General features: G+C 66.8%; 15 protein-coding genes. 10 read left to right on the forward strand and 5 right to left on the reverse strand.

Annotated features, from left to right (window positions below):
• Positions 1 to 69: 69 nt before the first annotated feature.
• Together QUE68_RS07740 and glsA are read left to right on the forward strand one after the other, a co-directional pair.
• Positions 70 to 1,998: a hypothetical protein gene (locus QUE68_RS07740; protein ID WP_284225399.1), complete on the forward strand. Its 1,929-nt coding sequence runs from the start codon at positions 70 to 72 to the stop codon at positions 1,996 to 1,998.
• Between the two features lie 21 nt (positions 1,999 to 2,019).
• Positions 2,020 to 3,306, forward strand: a complete 1,287-nt coding sequence (gene glsA, locus QUE68_RS07745) for a glutaminase A (protein ID WP_284225400.1) — start codon at positions 2,020 to 2,022, stop codon at positions 3,304 to 3,306.
• Position 3,307: 1 nt separating this feature from the next.
• Here glsA and QUE68_RS07750 read toward each other — a convergent pair whose 3' ends face one another.
• Both QUE68_RS07750 and QUE68_RS07755 read right to left on the reverse strand, forming a co-directional pair.
• A complete protein-coding gene (locus tag QUE68_RS07750; protein ID WP_284225401.1) occupies positions 3,308 to 3,610 on the reverse strand; it encodes a hypothetical protein in 303 nt (100 codons plus the stop codon).
• A 90-nt stretch (positions 3,611 to 3,700) separates the two neighbouring features.
• Complete coding sequence (locus QUE68_RS07755; protein ID WP_284225402.1) at positions 3,701 to 5,305, reverse strand: adenylate/guanylate cyclase domain-containing protein; 1,605 nt, start codon at positions 5,303 to 5,305, stop codon at positions 3,701 to 3,703.
• Between the two features lie 47 nt (positions 5,306 to 5,352).
• On the opposite strand from QUE68_RS07755, the gene nucS reads away from it, so the two are divergent.
• On the forward strand, positions 5,353 to 6,024 hold the full coding sequence (gene nucS / locus QUE68_RS07760) for an endonuclease NucS (RefSeq protein WP_284225403.1): 672 nt from the start codon (positions 5,353 to 5,355) through the stop codon (positions 6,022 to 6,024).
• Positions 6,025 to 6,041: 17 nt separating this feature from the next.
• Positions 6,042 to 6,338, forward strand: a complete 297-nt coding sequence (locus tag QUE68_RS07765) for a hypothetical protein (protein WP_284225404.1) — start codon at positions 6,042 to 6,044, stop codon at positions 6,336 to 6,338.
• A 13-nt stretch (positions 6,339 to 6,351) separates the two neighbouring features.
• Here QUE68_RS07765 and mce read toward each other — a convergent pair whose 3' ends face one another.
• Positions 6,352 to 6,825, reverse strand: coding sequence for a methylmalonyl-CoA epimerase (gene mce / locus QUE68_RS07770; RefSeq protein WP_284225405.1), 474 nt, complete (start codon positions 6,823 to 6,825; stop codon positions 6,352 to 6,354).
• Positions 6,826 to 6,907: 82 nt separating this feature from the next.
• On the opposite strand from mce, the gene QUE68_RS07775 reads away from it, so the two are divergent.
• From QUE68_RS07775 to QUE68_RS07785, 3 genes are all read left to right on the forward strand, one after another.
• Complete coding sequence (locus QUE68_RS07775) at positions 6,908 to 8,089, forward strand: acetyl-CoA C-acetyltransferase (RefSeq protein WP_284225406.1); 1,182 nt, start codon at positions 6,908 to 6,910, stop codon at positions 8,087 to 8,089.
• 76 nt (positions 8,090 to 8,165) lie between these two features.
• Entirely contained in the window at positions 8,166 to 8,528 is a 363-nt protein-coding gene (locus QUE68_RS07780) for a DUF3817 domain-containing protein (RefSeq protein WP_284225407.1), read from the forward strand.
• A gap of 13 nt (positions 8,529 to 8,541) precedes the next feature.
• Positions 8,542 to 9,432, forward strand: coding sequence for a tetratricopeptide repeat protein (locus QUE68_RS07785; protein ID WP_284225408.1), 891 nt, complete (start codon positions 8,542 to 8,544; stop codon positions 9,430 to 9,432).
• A 39-nt stretch (positions 9,433 to 9,471) separates the two neighbouring features.
• On the opposite strand, the gene glgB is transcribed toward QUE68_RS07785, so the two are convergent.
• Both glgB and QUE68_RS07795 read right to left on the reverse strand, forming a co-directional pair.
• Complete coding sequence (gene glgB / locus QUE68_RS07790) at positions 9,472 to 11,709, reverse strand: 1,4-alpha-glucan branching protein GlgB (RefSeq protein WP_284225409.1); 2,238 nt, start codon at positions 11,707 to 11,709, stop codon at positions 9,472 to 9,474.
• On the reverse strand, positions 11,706 to 13,805 hold the full coding sequence (locus QUE68_RS07795) for an alpha-1,4-glucan--maltose-1-phosphate maltosyltransferase (RefSeq protein WP_284225410.1): 2,100 nt from the start codon (positions 13,803 to 13,805) through the stop codon (positions 11,706 to 11,708). The genes glgB and QUE68_RS07795 overlap by 4 nt, the downstream gene beginning before the upstream one ends.
• 159 nt (positions 13,806 to 13,964) lie before the next feature.
• Between QUE68_RS07795 and glgP the strand changes: the two genes are divergently transcribed.
• The 3 genes from glgP (at position 13,965) to QUE68_RS07810 (ending at position 18,250) form a co-directional block, all read left to right on the forward strand.
• A complete protein-coding gene (gene glgP / locus QUE68_RS07800) occupies positions 13,965 to 16,592 on the forward strand; it encodes an alpha-glucan family phosphorylase (protein WP_284225411.1) in 2,628 nt (875 codons plus the stop codon).
• Positions 16,589 to 17,437, forward strand: coding sequence for a virginiamycin B lyase family protein (locus tag QUE68_RS07805; RefSeq protein WP_284225412.1), 849 nt, complete (start codon positions 16,589 to 16,591; stop codon positions 17,435 to 17,437). The genes glgP and QUE68_RS07805 overlap by 4 nt, the downstream gene beginning before the upstream one ends.
• Before the next feature lie 105 nt (positions 17,438 to 17,542).
• Positions 17,543 to 18,250 carry an MspA family porin gene (locus QUE68_RS07810; RefSeq protein ID WP_284230758.1) on the forward strand — a complete coding sequence of 236 codons (708 nt, stop codon included), beginning with the start codon at positions 17,543 to 17,545 and terminating at the stop codon, positions 18,248 to 18,250.
• Positions 18,251 to 18,267 lie beyond the last annotated feature (17 nt).

Consider the following 18,267-nt stretch of genomic DNA (forward strand, 5'->3'; position numbering starts at 1 on the left):
CGCCATCGGGCGGCCGCCGATGCTGCTATAACCAGTCCAAGAGGTCACCCACAACGGAGTGGAGCGTCGATGTCGATCTCGAATCACGCCCGATACGTCGGCCGGGTGGGTGCCTTGGCCGTCGCGCTCGGGATCGGCGCAGCCATCGCCGGCGTCACTGGTACCGCGTGCGCCGACGACGGTGAGTCCGGCTCGTCGCCCGGCCCGTCCGCCTCCTCGACCTCGACCTCGACCTCGACGGACACCCACGAGTCCACCGCGACCGCCGACCACGTGCGGCCCGATGCGCCTGCTACGGCTCGGGAGGACACCACCCGGGACGACGCTTCGACATCCGAACCGGCTACCACGCCGGACGAACCGGTGACGTCGAAGAAGAGCAAGCGCTCGAGCACCGCGGCCGCCGAGAGTGCGGTCGCCGATAGCCAGGCCGAGGAGAGCCAGGCCGAGGGGGAGAGCGAGGGGGCCGCTGCGCGCCAGGTCGACAGCGCGCCGAAGACGCTCGCGCCCGCTGACACCGCGACGCGTCAGGTCTCCATCCCATCCGCCCCCGTCGTGAGTGCCGCGGCGGTGCCGATGACGGCCGCAGCGCCGGCGGCGGCCGTGACCGTGACCAGTCCGCTGGCGACACAGCAGCAACTCGACGCCGAGCGGTTGGCCACCCGCACCGTCAACACCCTGCCCGTCGCGCTGATGCAGTTGGTCCTGCGGTTCGGGTTCCTCATGGCGGCCCAGCAACAGTTCGCCCAAGTCGGCGGTCCCGATCGGGGCAACCTCGACCAGCTCGACGCTGCCGTGAACGAATACGCCATGGGTGCGGCGTTCCAACAGCAGATCCTGAACTCCAACGACCCCAGCGTCGTCATGCAGGTGGCGCCACCGCACACCTGGTACGGGATGGCGGTGCCCGGTTCGCGGATCTTGTACGACAACCCCGACACGATCTACCGGTTCATGGGGGTCAACGCTGCCTCGTCCTACGTCATCCGTGGGCAGTTCACTGGCGACCGGCCCGCCGATACGACCTTCAGCGTCCTTACCGGGCTGTCGGGGAACACCGCGTCGGTCCTCGGCGGTCGCGACCTCGTGGTCGATCAGGACGGTACCTTCACCATCACGGTCAGTCGCGACGCCGCGGCACCAGGTCAGACCAATCATCTTCAGCTGACCAATGATTCGACGCTGATCGCCACCCGGAACACATTGTCTGACTGGGGTGCCGAGGTGCCGATGACGCTTGCGATCGAGCGGATCGGTGGCCCGCCGAACAGCCTCTTCAGTCAGCTCGGCGGGTTCGCTATTCCCGGTCTCGGACCGCTTGTGGTGGGCAATTCGGCGCTCACGACGTTGGTGTCATTGATACCGCCGCTGCCCTACACGCCTCCGCTGCTGCGGGGCGCCGTCGCCGCCGTGATCATGGCGCTGGGAATTCAGCGCGAGGCCACCTACATGGCGGTGGCCACGACCGATCCGGTGACCGGACAACGGATTCCGCCCAACGTCTTGAAGGACCCCGCCCGCAACGCGGAATTCCTTGCCACGCAACTGCAGAGCGCAGGCTACTTCCAATTGGCCGACGGCGAAGCACTGGTCGTCACGATCGATCCGGGCAACGCCGGCTACTTCGTCCTGCCGGTGACCAACGACTGGACCATCTCCAAGGACTACTGGAATCAACAGACCAGCCTGAACGATTCGCAGGCGATCGCCAACGCCGACGGCACCTACACGTTGGTGATCTCGAAGACCGATCCCGGTGTGGCGAACTGGGTGTCCACGGGCGGCCTCGACCAGGGGACCATCTCCATGCGGTTCCAGGATCTCGATCCCGACTCCTCGGATCTGCCCACGGTGAGATCGCAGGTGGTGGCGCTGGACCTGTTGGGCACCGTGCTGCCCCCCGGCACGGTGTACTACACCGAGGCGCAACGCGGCGCGCAGCTGTCCACCCGCAAGTCCGGCTACGACAACAGGTTCGCGCCGTACCCGCAGCCGTAGCCGAGAACCTAGAATCCGAACGTGGCCCGACTGGTACAGCGTTACCTGGACCGCATCCTCGACCAACACCGACCGGTGACCGAGGGCGCGCTCGCCAGCTACATCCCCGAGCTCACGCGCGTCGACCCGAACGGATTCGGCCTGACGCTGTCATCGGGCGACGGCTTCGTCTACGAATGCGGTGACGCGGGAATCGAATTCACGATTCAATCGATCTCGAAGCCGTTCACGTACGCGTTGGCGCTCGACCGGATCGGGCAGGACGCCGTCGACGCCAAGATCGGTGTCGAGCCCTCTGGTGAGGCGTTCAACGAAATCAGCGTCGACGAGACCACCAAGAGGCCGAAGAATCCGATGATCAACGCCGGTGCGATCGCGGCGGTGTCGCTGGTTCCGGCCGGCTCTGCTGACGAACGCTTCGCGATGATCGCGGAGTTCTACTCGGCGTGTGCGGGTCGTCGGCTCGAGCTCGACCACGACGTCTACACCTCCGAGCGGGCGACGGGTAGCCGCAACCGCGCGATCGCCTACATGCTGCAGAGTTTCGGCGTCCTCGACGACGATCCCGACGACGTGCTCGACGTGTACTTCCGGCAGTGTTCGTTGAAGGTCACGTCGACCGATCTGGCGCGGATGGCGGCCACGCTGGCCCGGGGCGGCGTCAATCCGCTGACGGGGCGGCGGGTGACCAACGCCTCGGTGGTCAGGCGCACGCTGTCGGTGATGGTCACGTGCGGTATGTACGACGCGGCGGGTGACTGGGTCAGCGCCGTCGGCATGCCGGCCAAGAGTGGGGTGGGCGGTGGCATCGTCGCGGTCCTTCCCGGCCAGCTCGGCATCGGGGTGTACTCACCTCTACTGGATGCCAAGGGCAACAGCGTGCGCGGAGTTCGCCTGTGCCGCAGCCTGTCCGAGCAACTTGGTCTGCACTTCCTGACGGTGGCCCGCGACTCGCGTGCCACGCTGCGGGCGGTGTACGAACCGCATGACGGCATCCGGGTCTACGAGACGCACGGCGATCTGCTGTTCAGTGGTGCCGAGCAGGTGGCCCGCACCATCGACCGCGAGCGCGATGAGTTCGCAGCGGCCATCCTCGACGTGTCGAGGGTGGACGACATCGACGATGCCGCCCGAGAACTGCTGTCCGGCACCAGCGCTGCGCTGCGTGCGGAAGGCAAGATCGGCCTTCTCGTCGATCCGCAGGGAATCGTGATTCGCCACGAGCCAGGCTACGAGGCCATGCGCCATGCCACCGTCGACGACGCCGTGGCGGCAGCAGGAGACGCTCTGCGACGCGGTGGAAGGTGAGTCAGCCGTGGGTGATTGGACACGCCACGCTGACGTCGACCGCTCTGGTCTTCGTCGGGTCGGGCGTCGGCATGCCCGGATTGTGAATCGACGTCACGGTGCACGTGGTGAGCAGTGAGATGTCGCCGGCGGGGGATCCGTTCACCGTCACCGGATATCCCTGTTTCTGCAGCTGGTCGATGACGGCCGCCGCCGATTCGCCGTCGCTGGTCGGTTCCGCCGCGCCGGGTGCCGCGAGACCGACTGCGGTGACGGCACCCAAGACGACCAATGCGGAGGCGAGACGTCGCGGTACCAGCGACATGAGGTCTGTCCTCTCGGCAATGCTCAACTTCCGGGCCCCACCTGGGGAAACGGTCAGAGCCTAACTGCTGGGAGGAGCTGTTCCCGGCTTCTACACGGGTACGGCGAGCCGTGTCGGCTCGTCATGGCCGCGCAGCGTGACGGTCTCGCCAAGAGTCCAATGCGCGCTCTCGGCTTCGGATGCGCGGGCGACGACGGCGGACGAGGCGACGAGGTGCCCGTCGACCGTCTTCGAGAGCTCGCACAGCCGGGCCGCCTCGTTGACCGGTTCGCCGATCACCGTGTATTCGAAGCGATCCTTGGCGCCGATGTTGCCCGCCACGACCTGGCCCGCGGCCACCCCGATGCCGGCCTCGCACTCGGGCACCTCGACGCGCAGCCGCTCCGCCATGCCACGGGCCGCGGCCAGGGCCTCTTCCTCGGCGTTTTCGAGTGTCACCGGGGCGCCGAACACGGCCAGCACCGCGTCGCCCTCGAATTTGTTGACCAAGCCGTGATGCTTGTCCACCTCGTCGACGACGACGGCGAAGAAGCGGTTGAGCAACTCGACGACTTCGACCGGAGGTCGGCTCGTCACCAACCGGGTCGATCCGATGATGTCCACGAAGATGACGGCGGCAGGCCGTTCCTCGCCACCGAGCTTGGGCCTCTCCTTCTCCGCAAGTGCCGCTACCTCGCGACCCACGTGTTGGCCGAACAGGTCCCGGACCCGTTCCCGCTCCCGCAAACCGGCGACCATCGAGTTGAATCCCCGCTGCAGCTGTCCCAATTCCGTGCCGTCGAAGACCACCAGGTTGGTGTCCAGGTCACCCTGCTCGACGCGGTTGAGCGCCGCGCGGACCACCCGGACCGGGGTGGCGATCAACCATGCCAGGATCCACATCAGGATGAAGCCGAACACCAACGCGAAGACTGCGAGAACTACGATCGCCCAGGCGAACTGGGTGGGGGTGAGATTCTCCAGGGTCAGGGCGAAGATGGCGGCCAAGAGGATGCCCAGTACGGGCACACCCGATCCGAGCAGCCACACCAGCATGATGCGGCCCATGACACCGGGGGCGAAGCGCTGCGGCGGAGGGCCGACCTCGAGGGCCTGGGCAGCCACGGGGCGCAGCGCGAACTCGGTGAAGAGGTAGCAGCTGGCGGACACGACGATGCCGGGAAAGCTAATGCCCAGCAGCCACTTCGGGATGAACTGACTGTCGACGAGTCCGTACATCGTGGTGAACACGACGGTGCCGGTGCCCCACAGGATCAGCAGTACGCGCGTCAGCCGCCACGGTGCGAAGAACGTGTGGTGCTGATCCGCCTTGGTGGGTTCGCGCTCCTCGATGGCCCAGCGGACGTTCATCATCACGCGCCGGGTGGCCCAGAACGTACCGACGATCAACGCGCAGAACAGATAGACCGGAACCGCGATGAACGTGATCCACCGGACGTCCGGAGCGAACACGTTCGGGCTGGGGAAGGCGACGATCACGACGAGCGCCGCAACGCCCATCCCGATCAGGTTCGCAATGATCACGAACGTCGTGAGGATGACCTGGATGCGAACGCGCCGGCGGACCTGGCTCTCGGAGACGCGACCAAGGATCCACGAGCCGTATTCGGGAGTGGTCGTCACCCGTGTGCTCTGATGTGTCACCGTCTCGAGGACCCGGCCGAGACGCTGAGCCGTGCTCATCTTCTCCGTCATCGTGGCGTCAGCCTAGCCACCTCGTTGCCGCCATCTATGGTGGTTCGGTGCGCCTCGTCATCGCCCAGTGCACCGTCGATTACGTCGGCCGCCTCACCGCCCATCTGCCCTCCGCGCGTCGGCTGCTGCTGATCAAGTCGGACGGGTCGGTCAGCGTGCACGCCGACGACCGCGCCTACAAACCGCTGAACTGGATGAGCCCGCCGTGCTGGATCGTCGAGGAAGCCGGCGGCCCGAGTCCGGTCTGGGTGGTGGAGAACAAGGCCGGCGAACAGCTCCGCATCACCGTCGAGGACGTCGAGCACGACTCCAGCCACGAACTCGGCGTCGACCCGGGTCTGGTCAAGGACGGTGTGGAAGCTCATCTGCAGGTGCTGCTCGCCGAGCACGTCGAGTTGCTTGGCGTCGGGTACACGCTCGTGCGGCGGGAGTACATGACCGCGATCGGCCCGGTGGACCTGATGTGCCGCGACGAACTGGGGCGTTCGGTGGCCGTCGAGATCAAGCGCAGGGGTGAGATCGACGGAGTCGAGCAGCTGACCCGTTACCTCGAACTGCTCAACCGCGACACCGTGCTGGCCCCGGTCAGTGGTGTCTTCGCCGCCCAGCAGATCAAACCGCAGGCCCGAACTCTGGCCGTCGACCGTGGAATACGCTGTGTCACATTGGATTACGATCAGATGCGCGGATTGGACAGCAACGAGTTCCGGTTGTTCTGACGCCGTAGGATGGTCGGATGGCCAAGCGCCGCAGCCCACCACGAAAGCAGCGGACGATGCCGCCGCTCCCGGCGCCGCGCCGCATCGAGGTCGGGCCGGACGGGTACGACTACGACGTCAAGGTGGTCGCCGCGTCGAGGGCCGTCAAGACCTATCGATGCCCAGGTTGCGACCACGAGATCAAGCCGAGCGTGTCGCATGTGGTGGTGTGGCCGGCCGATCTTGGCGAGTCCGCGGTCGAGGACCGCCGACACTGGCATACGCCGTGCTGGACCAACCGGTCGAACCGCGGACCGACCAGGACGTGGTCCTAGCCGTTAGTGCCGGTCAGTCCTCGTCGGCGGCGGGTTCGACGAGTTCGACGAGCACACCACCGGAGTCCTTGGGGTGGATGAAGTTGATCCGCGACTGCGCGGTGCCGCGTCGTGGCGTGTCGTAGATGAGCCGCACGCCGTCTTCGCGCAACCGCTCGGACAACGCATCGAGATCGCTCACCCGGTAGGCGAACTGCTGCAGTCCAGGTCCGCGCTTGTCGATGAACTTGGCGATGGTGGACGTCTCGTCCAGGGGTGACATCAGCTGGATCTGGGTGCTGCCCTTGGCGGCGCCACGGACCGACAGCATGGCCTCGCGGATGCCCTGATCGTCGTTGACCTCTTCGTGCAGCACGATCATCCCGAGGTGGTCGTGGTACCACTTGATCGCGACGTCCAGGTCGGGCACGGCGATGCCCACGTGGTCGACGGCGGTTACCAGTGCGCTGGCGAGGGCCGGACGTGCACCAACATGCTCGGTGGTCATTTAGTCACGGTAACCTTTACCCGATTGTTTACGTAAGTGTGATAGGCCACACAGTCCTTCACAACGCCTCTGGAGGTAGCACATGACGACGTCGGTGATCGTTGCGGGAGCTCGCACGCCGGTCGGCAAGTTGATGGGTTCGCTCAAGGACTTCTCGGGCAGTGACCTGGGTGCGATCGCCATCGCGGGCGCTCTCGACAAGGCCGGGGTGGCGGCCTCGGCGGTGGAGTACGTGATCATGGGTCAGGTCCTGACCGCGGGCGCAGGGCAGATGCCCGCTCGTCAGGCCGCGGTGGCCGCAGGCATCGGCTGGGACGTGCCGTCGCTGACCATCAACAAGATGTGCCTGTCCGGTATCGACGCGATCGCGCTTGCCGACCAGTTGATCCGGGCGGGCGAGTTCGACGTCGTCGTCGCAGGTGGCCAGGAGTCGATGACGCAGGCGCCGCACCTGCTGATGAACAGTCGGGCGGGGTACAAGTACGGCGACGTCACCGCGCTCGACAGCATGGCCTACGACGGTCTGCACGACGTGTTCACCGACCAGCCGATGGGCGCCCTGACCGAGCAGCGCAACGACGTCGACGAATTCACCCGGGCTCAGCAGGACGAGTTCGCCGCACTCTCGCATCAGAAGGCTGCGGCGGCCTGGAAGGACGGCGTGTACGCCGACGAGGTGGTGCCCGTGCAGATCCCGCAGCGCAAGGGCGACCCGATCGAGTTCACCACCGACGAGGGCATCCGCGCCAACACCACCGCCGAATCGCTGGCCGGGCTCAAGCCCGCGTTCCGCAAGGACGGCACCATCACCGCAGGCTCGGCATCGCAGATCTCCGACGGCGCGTGCGCCGTCGTGGTGATGAACAAGGCCAAGGCCGAGGAGCTGGGCCTGACCTGGTTGTGTGAGATCGGCGCGCACGGCGTGGTCGCCGGACCCGATTCGACGCTGCAAAGCCAGCCCGCCAACGCGATCAAGAAGGCCATCGCCAAGGAGGGCATCAGCCTCGACGACCTCGACGTCATCGAGATCAACGAGGCGTTCTCGGCGGTAGCGCTGGCGTCGACGAAGGAGCTGGGCATCGCAAGTGAACGCGTCAACATCAGCGGCGGAGCGATCGCCATCGGGCACCCGATCGGAATGTCCGGCGCCCGGATCACCCTGCACGCGGCGCTGGAGTTGGCCCGCCGTGGTTCGGGGTATGCGGTCGCCGCGTTGTGCGGGGCCGGCGGGCAGGGCGACGCGCTGATCCTGCGGCGACCCTGAGGGTTGCCGGACCGGTCGGCCCGACCTCAAACGACGCGACGTAGTAGCTGACGTCGCCGTCGGGCACAATGGGGCCATGAAGACCACCGTCGATCGTCACAGGGCTGCTGGCTGGTTCCGGATCATCGCCTTCACCGAAGCCGTCACCTGGGTGGGGCTGCTGGTCGGGATGTACTTCAAGTACCTGGGCTCGCCGCGCACCGAGGTCGGTGTGAAGATCTTTGGAATGGCCCACGGCCTGGTGTTCGTCGCGTTCGTCGCAACGGCGCTGCTGGTCGGAATCGCGTTCAAGTGGGCGGTGTCGACCTGGCTTCTGGCGTTGCTGGGGAGCATCGTGCCGCTGGGCAGTGTGATCTTCCTCATCTGGGCGGAACGATCGGGTCGGGTGAGCTTCGGCGGTACCACCGTGGCCACTCCGCCCGTCGCCGAAACGACGTGACAAACTTGACCGCGTGACACGACCACGACCTTCCGTCGGCCCCGCGCTGGCGGGTGCGGTTGACCTCTCGGCGCTCAAGCAACCCCCACCATCGCGTGAGGGCGCGGCCAGCGCCGGCCCCGTGGGTCTCGACATCACCGAGGCGAACCTCGAAGCCGAGGTGCTCGCCCGGTCCAACCAGGTTCCCGTCGTCGTGCTGCTGTGGACCCCGCGCAGCGAGGCCAGCACCCAGCTTGGCGATGCGCTGGCGGCTCTCGCCAACGCCGATGGCGGCACGTGGGCACTCACCACGGTCAACGTCGACACCGCGCCTCGGGTCGCGCAGGTGTTCGGCGTGCAAGCCGTGCCCACGGTGGTCGCCGTCGCCGGTGGCCAGCCCATCTCGAGCTTCGAGGGCGTTCAGCCCCCGGAGCAACTGCGACGCTGGATCGACTCGCTGCTCGGTGCCACGGCGGGAAAGCTGGCGGGCGACGAATCCGAGAACGCCGAGGAGGTCGACCCCGAGCTCGAGCGGGCGCGGTCCCTGTGGGACGACGCGGAGTTCGATGAGGCCATCGCCGCCTACCAGGCGATTCTGGACGCCCAGCCCAATCACGTCGAGGCCAAGGATGCGCTCCGCCAGATCGCGTTCCTCAAGCGTGCGACCGTCCAGCCCGCCGACGCCATCGCCGTCGCCGACGCCGCACCCGGCGACATCGAGGCCGCCTTCGCCGCCGCCGACGTCGAGGTGACCCAGGATCTGGTCGTCGAGGCCGTCAACCGCCTGATCGGTCTGGTGCGAACGACCGCCGGTGACGATCGCACCACGGTGCGCACTCGGTTGGTCGAGCTGTTCGAGCTGTTCCCGCAGGACGACCCGCGGGTCATCGCCGGCCGGCGCAACCTCGCCAACGCGCTCTACTGACTCGCGATTTCGGCGCGTAAACGTTCGCTCAGCGAACGTCTACGCGCCGAAATCGCTTGGAGGACTTGGAGTAGAGGGTTCGAACCAGACCGCGGCCAGCGGTGGTAGCACCATGACCGCCGACGCAGGGCGCCCGTGCGACGGCTCGTCGGTGGCCTCGACCGCACCGAAGTTGCCGATGCCCGAGCCGTTGTACACGTCGGAGTCGGTGTTGAGCACCTCACGCCAGGTGCCGACGTGTGGCAGCCCGAGTCGGTAGTGCGCGTGCTCGGCTCCGGAGAAGTTGAACACGCAGGCCAACACGGACCCGTCGTCGCCGTACCGAAGGAAGCTCAGCACGTTGTTCGCCGAGTCGTTGGCGTCGATCCACGAGTAGCCCTCGTGGCTGGAGTCCCGCGACCAGAGGGCCCGACGGGACTTGTAGACCTCGTTGACGTCGCGAACCATGCGCTTGATGCCGCCGGAGAAGCCGTCCTCGTCCAACTGGAACCAGTCCAGGCCACGCTCCTCGGACCATTCGGCGCGTTGACCGAACTCCTGACCCATGAACAGCAGCTGCTTGCCCGGGTGAGCCCACTGGTAGGCGAGGAGACCGCGCACGCCGGCCGCCTTCATGTGGTCGTCACCCGGCATGCGTCCCCACAGAGTGCCCTTGCCGTGCACGACCTCGTCGTGGCTGATGGGCAGCACGAAGTTCTCGCTGAACGCATAGATCATCGAGAATGTGATCTCGTGGTGGTGAAAGGTGCGGTGGATCGGGTCGCGCTGGATGAACGCCAGCGAGTCGTTCATCCAGCCCATGTTCCACTTCATCGAGAAGCCAAGGCCGCCAAGGCTCGTCGGTCGGGTGACGCCGGGCCACGACGTCGACTCCTCGGCGATGGTCACGATGCCGGGAGCGATCTTGTGGACGGTCGCGTTCATCTCCTGCAGGAACTGCACCGCCTCGAGGTTCTCGCGCCCGCCGTAGATGTTGGGACTCCAGCCGCCCTCGGGTCGGGAGTAGTCGAGGTAGAGCATCGACGCGACGGCGTCCACCCGCAACCCGTCGACGTGGTACTCCTGCAGCCAATAGAGCGCATTGGCCACCAGGAAGTTGCGCACCTCGGCGCGGCCGAAGTCGAATACGTAGGTGCCCCAGTCCAATTGCTCACCACGGCGGGGATCGGAGTGCTCATAGAGCGGGGTGCCGTCGAACCGCCCCAAAGCCCACGCGTCCTTCGGGAAGTGGGCGGGCACCCAGTCGACGAGTACGCCGATCCCTGCCTGGTGCAGCGAATCCACCAGGAAGCGGAAGTCATCGGGACTGCCCAGCCGCGACGTCGGCGCGTAGTACGAGGTGACCTGATAACCCCACGAACCGCCGAAGGGATGCTCGGCGACGGGCAGCAACTCGACGTGCGTAAATCCCTGTTCCACGACGTAATCGGTGAGCTCCGTGGCGAGTTCGCGATAGGTCAGACCCGGCCGCCACGACATCAGGTGCACCTCGTAGGTGCTCATCGGTTCGAACACCGGATTCTTCATGGCGCGTTCCGACATCCAGTCGTCGTCGCTCCACGTGTACTCGCTGATGTTGACGCGCGAGGCCCGCTGCGGCGGCACCTCGGTCGCGAACGCCATGGGGTCGGCGCGCTCGGTGACGACGTCGTCGGCACCGTGGATGCGGAACTTGTAGAGCCCGTCGGTCGGGAAGCCGGGCCAGAAGACCTCCCAGACGCCCGTCGACCCGAGTGTGCGCAGCGGAGCCTCGTTGCCCGCCCAGTGGTTGAAGTCTGCGATCAGGCTGACGCCCTTGGCATTCGGCGCCCACACGGCGAAGGAAACACCTTCGACCTCGCCGTCGGGAGTGGTGAAGCTGCGCGGGTGGGCACCGAGGACCTCCCACAGCCGCTCGTGCCTGCCCTCGGAGAACAGGTGCAGGTCCATCTCGCCGAGGGTCGGCAGGAAGCGGTACGGGTCGGCCGCGGTGTGAACGTGGGGAGTGTCACCCTCGCCCGCATAGCTGACCTCCAGTCGGTAGTCGGCCAGGTCGGTGTACGGCACGGCCACGGCGAACAGGCCGGACTCGACGTGGGAGAACGGGAATCGTTCACCTCCGACGATCGCGACTACTGCCTGGGCATTCGGACGGAGCGTGCGGATGACGGTGTGGTCATCGTATTCGTGCGCTCCCAACACCGAGTGGGGATCGTGGTGGTGTCCACCCAGCAGGCGGCCGAGGTCGGCGTCGTCGGGGCGCAGGCGCGCTGTGGCGAGGTCATTGGTGCGGGTCATGAGAGTTTTTCCCTCCGAAGCAACTCGAGCCGCTTGTCGATCGGTATTGACGGCATGTTCAGGACGTGGGCGACGGCGCGCACTGGGTCGATGCGAACGTAATTGGCGTTGCCCCATTGGTATTCGTCGCCGGTGATTTCATCGCGCACCCAGAATCGGTCGTAGTCGGCCATCCCCAGCGCGGCCATGTCGAGCCACAGGGTGGATTCCTCCGGGCCGAACGGGTTCAACGTCACCACCACCAGCACGCAATCGCCGGTGATGGGGTCGAACTTGCTGTAGGCCAGCAGCGCGTCGTTGTCGATGGCGTGGAACTTGATGGTGCGCAGTTGGCTCAACGCGGGGTGGAGTTTGCGGATTTCGTTCAGGCGCGTCAGGAACGGCTCGAGCGATCGACCCGACGCCAGGGCGGCATCGAAGTCGCGGGGTCGCAGTTCGTACTTCTCGGAGTCCAGGTACTCCTCGCTGCCCTCCCGGACGGCCTGATGCTCGAACAGTTCGTAGCCGGAGTAGACCCCCCACGTCGGGCTCATCGTCGCGGCCATCGCCGCCCGGATCGCGAACATTCCGGGCCCGCCGTACTGGAGGCTCTCGTGCAGAATGTCTGGCGTGTTGACCCACAAACTCTGGCGGGCGTAATCGGCGTGCTCGGCGATCTGCTCGCCGAACTCCTGCAACTCCCACTTGGCCGTGCGCCAGGTGAAGTAGGTGTACGACTGCGTGTATCCGAGCTTGGCCAGCCCGAACAGACGCGCGGGGCGGGTGAAGGCCTCGGCCAGGAACAGCACGTCGGGGTCGACGTTCTTGGCCTCACCGATCAGCCAGGCCCAGAAGTTCGGCGGTTTGGTGTGCGGGTTGTCCACCCGAAACACCTTGACGCCGTGAGACATCCAGAACTTGACGACGCGAAGCACTTCGGCGTAGATGCCCGCCGGATCGTTGTCGAAGTTGACCGGATAGATGTCCTGGTACTTCTTGGGCGGGTTCTCGGCGTAGGCAATGGTGCCGTCGGGCAGGACGGTGAACCACTCGGGGTGGTCCTTGGCCCACGGGTGGTCCGGCGCGCACTGCAATGCCAAGTCGAGCGCGACCTCGAGGCCCTCGCCGCGGGCTTGTTCGACGAAGTCGTCGAAGTCCTCGATCGTGCCGAGGGCCGGATGCACCGCGTCGTGCCCGCCCTCGTCACTGCCGATCGCCCACGGCGAGCCCACGTCCCTCGGCGCCGCGGTCACGCTGTTGTTGCGCCCCTTGCGGTGCACCTTTCCGATCGGGTGGATCGGCGGCAGGTAGACGATGTCGAAACCCATCCGGGCGATGCGCGGCAGCGTCTTGGTGGCCGTCGCGAACGTGCCGTGCACGGGTTTGCCGTCACCGTCCCAGCCACCCGTCGAGCGCGGAAAGATCTCGTACCAGGCGCTGAAGCGCGCCAGGGGTCGATCGACCCACACGCCGTACTGGTTTCCGCGCGTGATCAACTCCCGCAGCGGATAGTCGTGCAGCAGCACGGTCACTTCGGGGGCGAGCGCGGCACCGGCCCGGGTGAACGGGTCGCCCGCTGTGCGGAGGTTCTTCGCCGCCTCCAATAGGGGATAGCGGTCTTGGCGCGGCACACCGGTAGAGGCGCGTTCGAAGAGTTGCGCGCCGATCAGGAGGTCGTTGTCGAGTTCGGCCTCACCTTGTCCGGCGTTCAGCTTGGCCGTGACGTTCTTGCGCCACGTGGCGATCGGGTCTCCCCAGCCGTCCACCCGGAACGTCCACAGCCCGACGGTGTCGGGAACGAACTGCCCGTGGAAGAAGTCGGGTTCAGCACCCGGCTCCATGGGCAGTCGCTGTGGCTTGACCCGCTGGGAGAGGCCGACGACCTCCTCGATCGGCACCGCCTCCACGTGGGGGGCGGCCAATCCGGCGGGCGCCGCCGCCAGCTGGGGATAGGTGTCTCCGTGATAGCGGACCACCAGCGTCGCAGACACCGCGTCATGGCCCTCTCGCCAGACCACCGCATTGACCGGGACCACTTCGCCGACCACGGCCTTGGCCGGATACCGGCCATGCGAAACCACGGGCGCGACGTCATCGATCTCGATTCGTCCGGCCACCACTTCTCCTCACGCCCACGGATCGACCGGGGGCTGTCGTGTCATCGATTACCTCGTCGCGCCCTATACCCACCGTAGTGTCCGGCTCAACCCCATGGGCCGGATGTCATCACGATCGGTCTCCCGCGCGGACCCGTCGAGTCGGTAGGGTGAAGTCGCGTGAAGGCGCTACGAAGGTTCACCGTCCGTGCCCACCTACCCGAGCGTCTCGCGGCACTCGAACGACTCTCGGTCAACCTGCGATGGTCGTGGGATACGCCGACGCAAGAGTTGTTCGCCACAATCGATTCCGACCTGTGGGAACAGTTGGGTCAGGACCCGGTCGCGCTTCTTGGCGGGGTGAATCCCAAGCGACTCGACGAGCTTGCCGGCGATGACGCGTTCCTGAGTCGGCTCGACTACCTGGCGGCTGCGTTGGACACCTATCTGACCCGTCCCATGTGGTATCAGGAGATGCAGAAGGATGACGCGACAGGCTCCTGGCCGACCGGCATCGCCTACTTCTCCATGGAGTTCGGCGTCTCCGAGGTGCTGCCGAACTATTCGGGCGGGCTTGGCATCCTGGCCGGCGACCACCTGAAGTCGGCATCCGACCTCGGGCTTCCGCTGATCGCGGTGGGGTTGTACTACCGGTCGGGATACTTCCGCCAGTCCCTGACCGCCGACGGTTGGCAACACGAGGACTACCCACCACTCGATCCGCAGGGCTTGCCGTTGCGACTGTTGACCGACGCTGCGGGGCAACCCGTGCTGATCGGCCTCGCCATGCCCGACGCCGGCGAGCTCAAGGCCAGGGTGTGGGTGGCGCAGGTCGGACGAATTCCGTTGCTGCTGTTGGATTCCGACATCCCCGAAACCGAACACGAACTGCGCTCGGTGACCGATCGGCTGTATGGCGGCGATCAGGAGCACCGGATCAAGCAGGAACTCCTGGCCGGCATCGGCGGCGTGCGGGCGATCAGGGCGTTCACCGCCGTCGAGGGGTTGCCGGAACCGCAGGTGTTCCACATGAACGAGGGCCACGCCGGATTCCTGGGCGTCGAACGGATCCGTGAGCTCGTCACCGACGGGGGGCTCGACTTCGACACGGCGCTGGCCGTGGTCCGGTCGAGCACGGTGTTCACCACCCACACGCCGGTGCCCGCAGGCATCGACCGGTTCCCCGTCGAGATGGTCGAACGGTACTTCGGCGGCCGCGGGACGACGGCAGATCTTGCAGCCAGTGACTCCTCCGCGCTGCTGCCCGGCGTGCCCGTCGATCGGATCATCGGGTTCGGCGCCGAGGAGGAGGACCCGTCGAAGTTCAACATGGCCCACATGGGTCTGCGGTTGGCGCAGCGCGCCAACGGGGTGTCTCTCTTGCACGGCCGGGTGAGCCGGGGCATGTTCAACGATCTGTGGCCGGGGTTCGATCAGGACGAGGTGCCCATCGGGTCCATCACCAACGGCGTGCACGCCCCGACGTGGGCTGCCCCGCAGTGGCTGGAACTCGGCCGCGAACTCGTCGGCGACGAAGGGTTGCGCTCGCCCAACGAGCCCGCGGTCTGGCAGCGGCTGCAGGAGGTCGACCCGGGGCACCTGTGGTGGATCCGGTCCCAGCTGCGCTCGCTGTTGATCGACGACGTGCGGCGACGGCTGCGGCGTTCGTGGCTGGAGCGGGGTGCGGCCGATGCCGAATTGGGTTGGATCGCAGATGCCTTCGATCCGAACGTGCTGACGGTCGGATTCGCCAGGCGGGTGCCGACCTACAAGCGGCTGACGTTGATGTTGCGGGACCCGGAGCGCTTGGAGAAGCTGCTACTCGACGAGCAGCGACCGGTGCAGTTGATCGTGGCGGGCAAGTCTCATCCCGCCGATGACGGCGGCAAGGCGTTGATCCAGCAGGTCGTGCGGTTCGCCGACCGGCCCGAGGTGCGCCATCGCATCGCCTTCCTACCCGACTACGACATGTCGATGGCCCGGTTCCTCTACTGGGGTTGCGACGTGTGGCTCAACAATCCGCTGCGACCTTTGGAGGCGTGTGGCACGTCGGGGATGAAGAGCGCCCTCAATGGTGGTCTGAACCTGTCGATCCGCGACGGGTGGTGGGACGAGTGGTACGACGGCGAGAACGGCTGGGAGATCCCGACGGCCGACGGACTCGCCGACGAGGCGCGGCGCGACGACCTGGAGGCCGCCGCCCTCTACGAACTGCTCGAGAAGTCCGTGACGGCGCGATTCTACGAACGCGACGAACACGGGATCCCGCGTCGTTGGATGGAGATGGTGCGGCACACGCTGCAGGTGTTGGGGCCAAAGGTGTTGGCGTCGCGGATGGTTCGCGACTACACCGAGAAGTACTACGTACCGGCGGCGCAGTCGCTGCACCGCACCGTGGAGGCGGTCGAGGGCGTGCCGTTCGGCGCGGCACACGACCTGGCGGCGTACTGCGAGCGCGCCCGGAACGCCTGGCCGAAGGTGAAGATCACCGACGTCGACGGCTACGGGTTGCCGGACACTCCGCTGCTCGGCTCGGAACTGACGCTGACCGCCATGGTGCACCTCGAGGACCTGCGGCCCGACGAGGTGGTCGTCCAGGCCGCCGTGGGCAGGGTGGACGCCAGCGATGCGCTGCTCGATCCCGTCACGGTGCCGATGACCCACACCGGCTCCGCCGACGGCAAGGAGATCTTCTCGACCACGACCGCTCTGCAGGTCGCCGGCCGGGTCGGATACACCGTTCGGGTGCTCCCTCACCATCGGTTGCTCGCCGCCGACGACGAGCTGGGTCTCGTCACGTTGGCGTGAGCCGCATCTTCGAGGTCGCCGTCGACGGGGGGCCGTACGCGCTGGCGGCGGGATCGGACGGTGCCATGTGGGTGACGCTGGTGCACCGGGGTGCGATTGCGCGGGTCACCCACGACGGGGACCTGGAGGTGTATCCGCTGGCGCCGGACAGCAAGCCGTCGATCATCACGGCCGGGCCCGACGGCGCGCTGTGGTTCACGTGTGCGGGCGACGACCGGATCGGGCGGATCTCGACGGAAGGTGAGCTCACGGCCTTCGAATTGCGTTCGGGCAGTGTGCCTCTCGGCATCACCGCCGGGGCGGACGGGGCGCTGTGGTTCGCCGCGTCGGGCACCGGCGTGATCGGCCGGATCACCGTCGACGGCGAGATCGGCGAGGTGGCCGCGCCGGGTGGGATGCCGTCGATGATCGCGTCCGGACCCGACGGCGCGCTGTGGTTCACGTTGAACCAGGCCAACGCGATCGGTCGACTCGACCGCGACGTGGTGACCCTGCGCAAGCTGCCGACGCCGGGCGCCGGCCCCGTCGGCATCGCGGGCACGCACGACGACGCGGTGTGGTTCACCGAGATCCTCGCCGACAAGGTGGGGCGCATTCCGTTGCACGAGGCGATGCAGGAGCTGGATCTGCCGGGCAAGCCGCACGCGGTGATCGCCGATCCGGTCGGTGGGGTGTGGGTCAGCCTGTGGGGTGCCGATCAGATCGCCCGCGTCAGCGCCGATGGCGAGGTGGCGATCATCGATCTCCCCGCGGGCAGTGATCCGCACGGGCTGGCGATCGGGCCCGACGGAGCATTGTGGGTGGCGCTGGAAGCCGGCTTCGTCATGCGTCTGCCGACGGTGTGATCGACACGTTTGGGCACTCCGCGTAGCAGGCCCTACTACGCGCTGTAAGTTCGGCCAGAACCGTCAATGAGGGAGTTCGTCGTGCGCCGTCGCCACCTGGAAGTCATGGCCGTCTGCGTGTCGATCGTCGTGTTGACTCCCGTGCCGGTGGCCGGCGCCGACCCCGATCCGGGTGGCCAACCGGTGGCGGCCGTGGAACCGGCACCCGACGCGGCGCCGCCCATCGACGACGGCCGTGTCGTATCGCCGCCGCCGCAGATGCTCAAGACGCCGGACGGCTGGACGCTGACCTTGTCGGCCAAGGACGAGACGCAGATGATCAGTGCACCTCTGACCACCGCGCTCTCCTCACGCGAATACGTGGTCGGCGGGACGTTCACGGGTTCGCTGGCCGGCCCCGAGGAGGCCGAGGTTCCTGGCGGCACGATCGAGGTGGGCTACCAGATCGGCTGCGGCATCGACATGAGTACGTCGAACGGTGTCTCGCTGACCGGCACGGTCGGGCTCAACTCGTCGTTGGGCATCCTCGGGACCGATGTCATCTCCCCTGAGCCGGACGGCATCCTGCCGGGCATCGGCGGCAACATCGGCGGCGGTGTGACCGTAGGTCTGAAGCCGGGCATCATCAACGTCGTCCCGGTGACGAAGAAGGATTACGAGGGCGCCGAACCGTGGGTCATGATCAGTAACTTCCACGTCAAGATCGACGGCTGCGTGGGCCAGTCCTTCATTCGGTCGTACGCGTTCTTGAGCCGTTCGACCAAGATGTCCGACGCGATCGTGGCCTACTACGGCGAGACCAAGGTCGTCTGAGCCCAGCGATTTCGGCG

The organism is Mycolicibacterium sp. TUM20985, assembly GCF_030295745.1.
Lineage (GTDB): Bacteria > Actinomycetota > Actinomycetes > Mycobacteriales > Mycobacteriaceae > Mycobacterium.

Coding starts and splice junctions, on each gene's coding strand:
- QUE68_RS07755 (WP_284225402.1), bottom strand. CDS start 5,305: ATGACGGAGAAGATGAGCACGGCTCAGCGTCTCGGCCGGGTCCTCGAG.
- QUE68_RS07780 (WP_284225407.1), top strand. CDS start 8,166: ATGAAGACCACCGTCGATCGTCACAGGGCTGCTGGCTGGTTCCGGATC.
- QUE68_RS07810 (WP_284230758.1), top strand. CDS start 17,543: ATGGCCGTCTGCGTGTCGATCGTCGTGTTGACTCCCGTGCCGGTGGCC.
- QUE68_RS07750 (WP_284225401.1), bottom strand. CDS start 3,610: ATGTCGCTGGTACCGCGACGTCTCGCCTCCGCATTGGTCGTCTTGGGT.
- glgB (WP_284225409.1), bottom strand. CDS start 11,709: ATGACCCGCACCAATGACCTCGCCACAGCGCGCCTGCGCCCCGACGAC.
- QUE68_RS07765 (WP_284225404.1), top strand. CDS start 6,042: ATGGCCAAGCGCCGCAGCCCACCACGAAAGCAGCGGACGATGCCGCCG.
- QUE68_RS07740 (WP_284225399.1), top strand. CDS start 70: ATGTCGATCTCGAATCACGCCCGATACGTCGGCCGGGTGGGTGCCTTG.
- QUE68_RS07775 (WP_284225406.1), top strand. CDS start 6,908: ATGACGACGTCGGTGATCGTTGCGGGAGCTCGCACGCCGGTCGGCAAG.
- mce (WP_284225405.1), bottom strand. CDS start 6,825: ATGACCACCGAGCATGTTGGTGCACGTCCGGCCCTCGCCAGCGCACTG.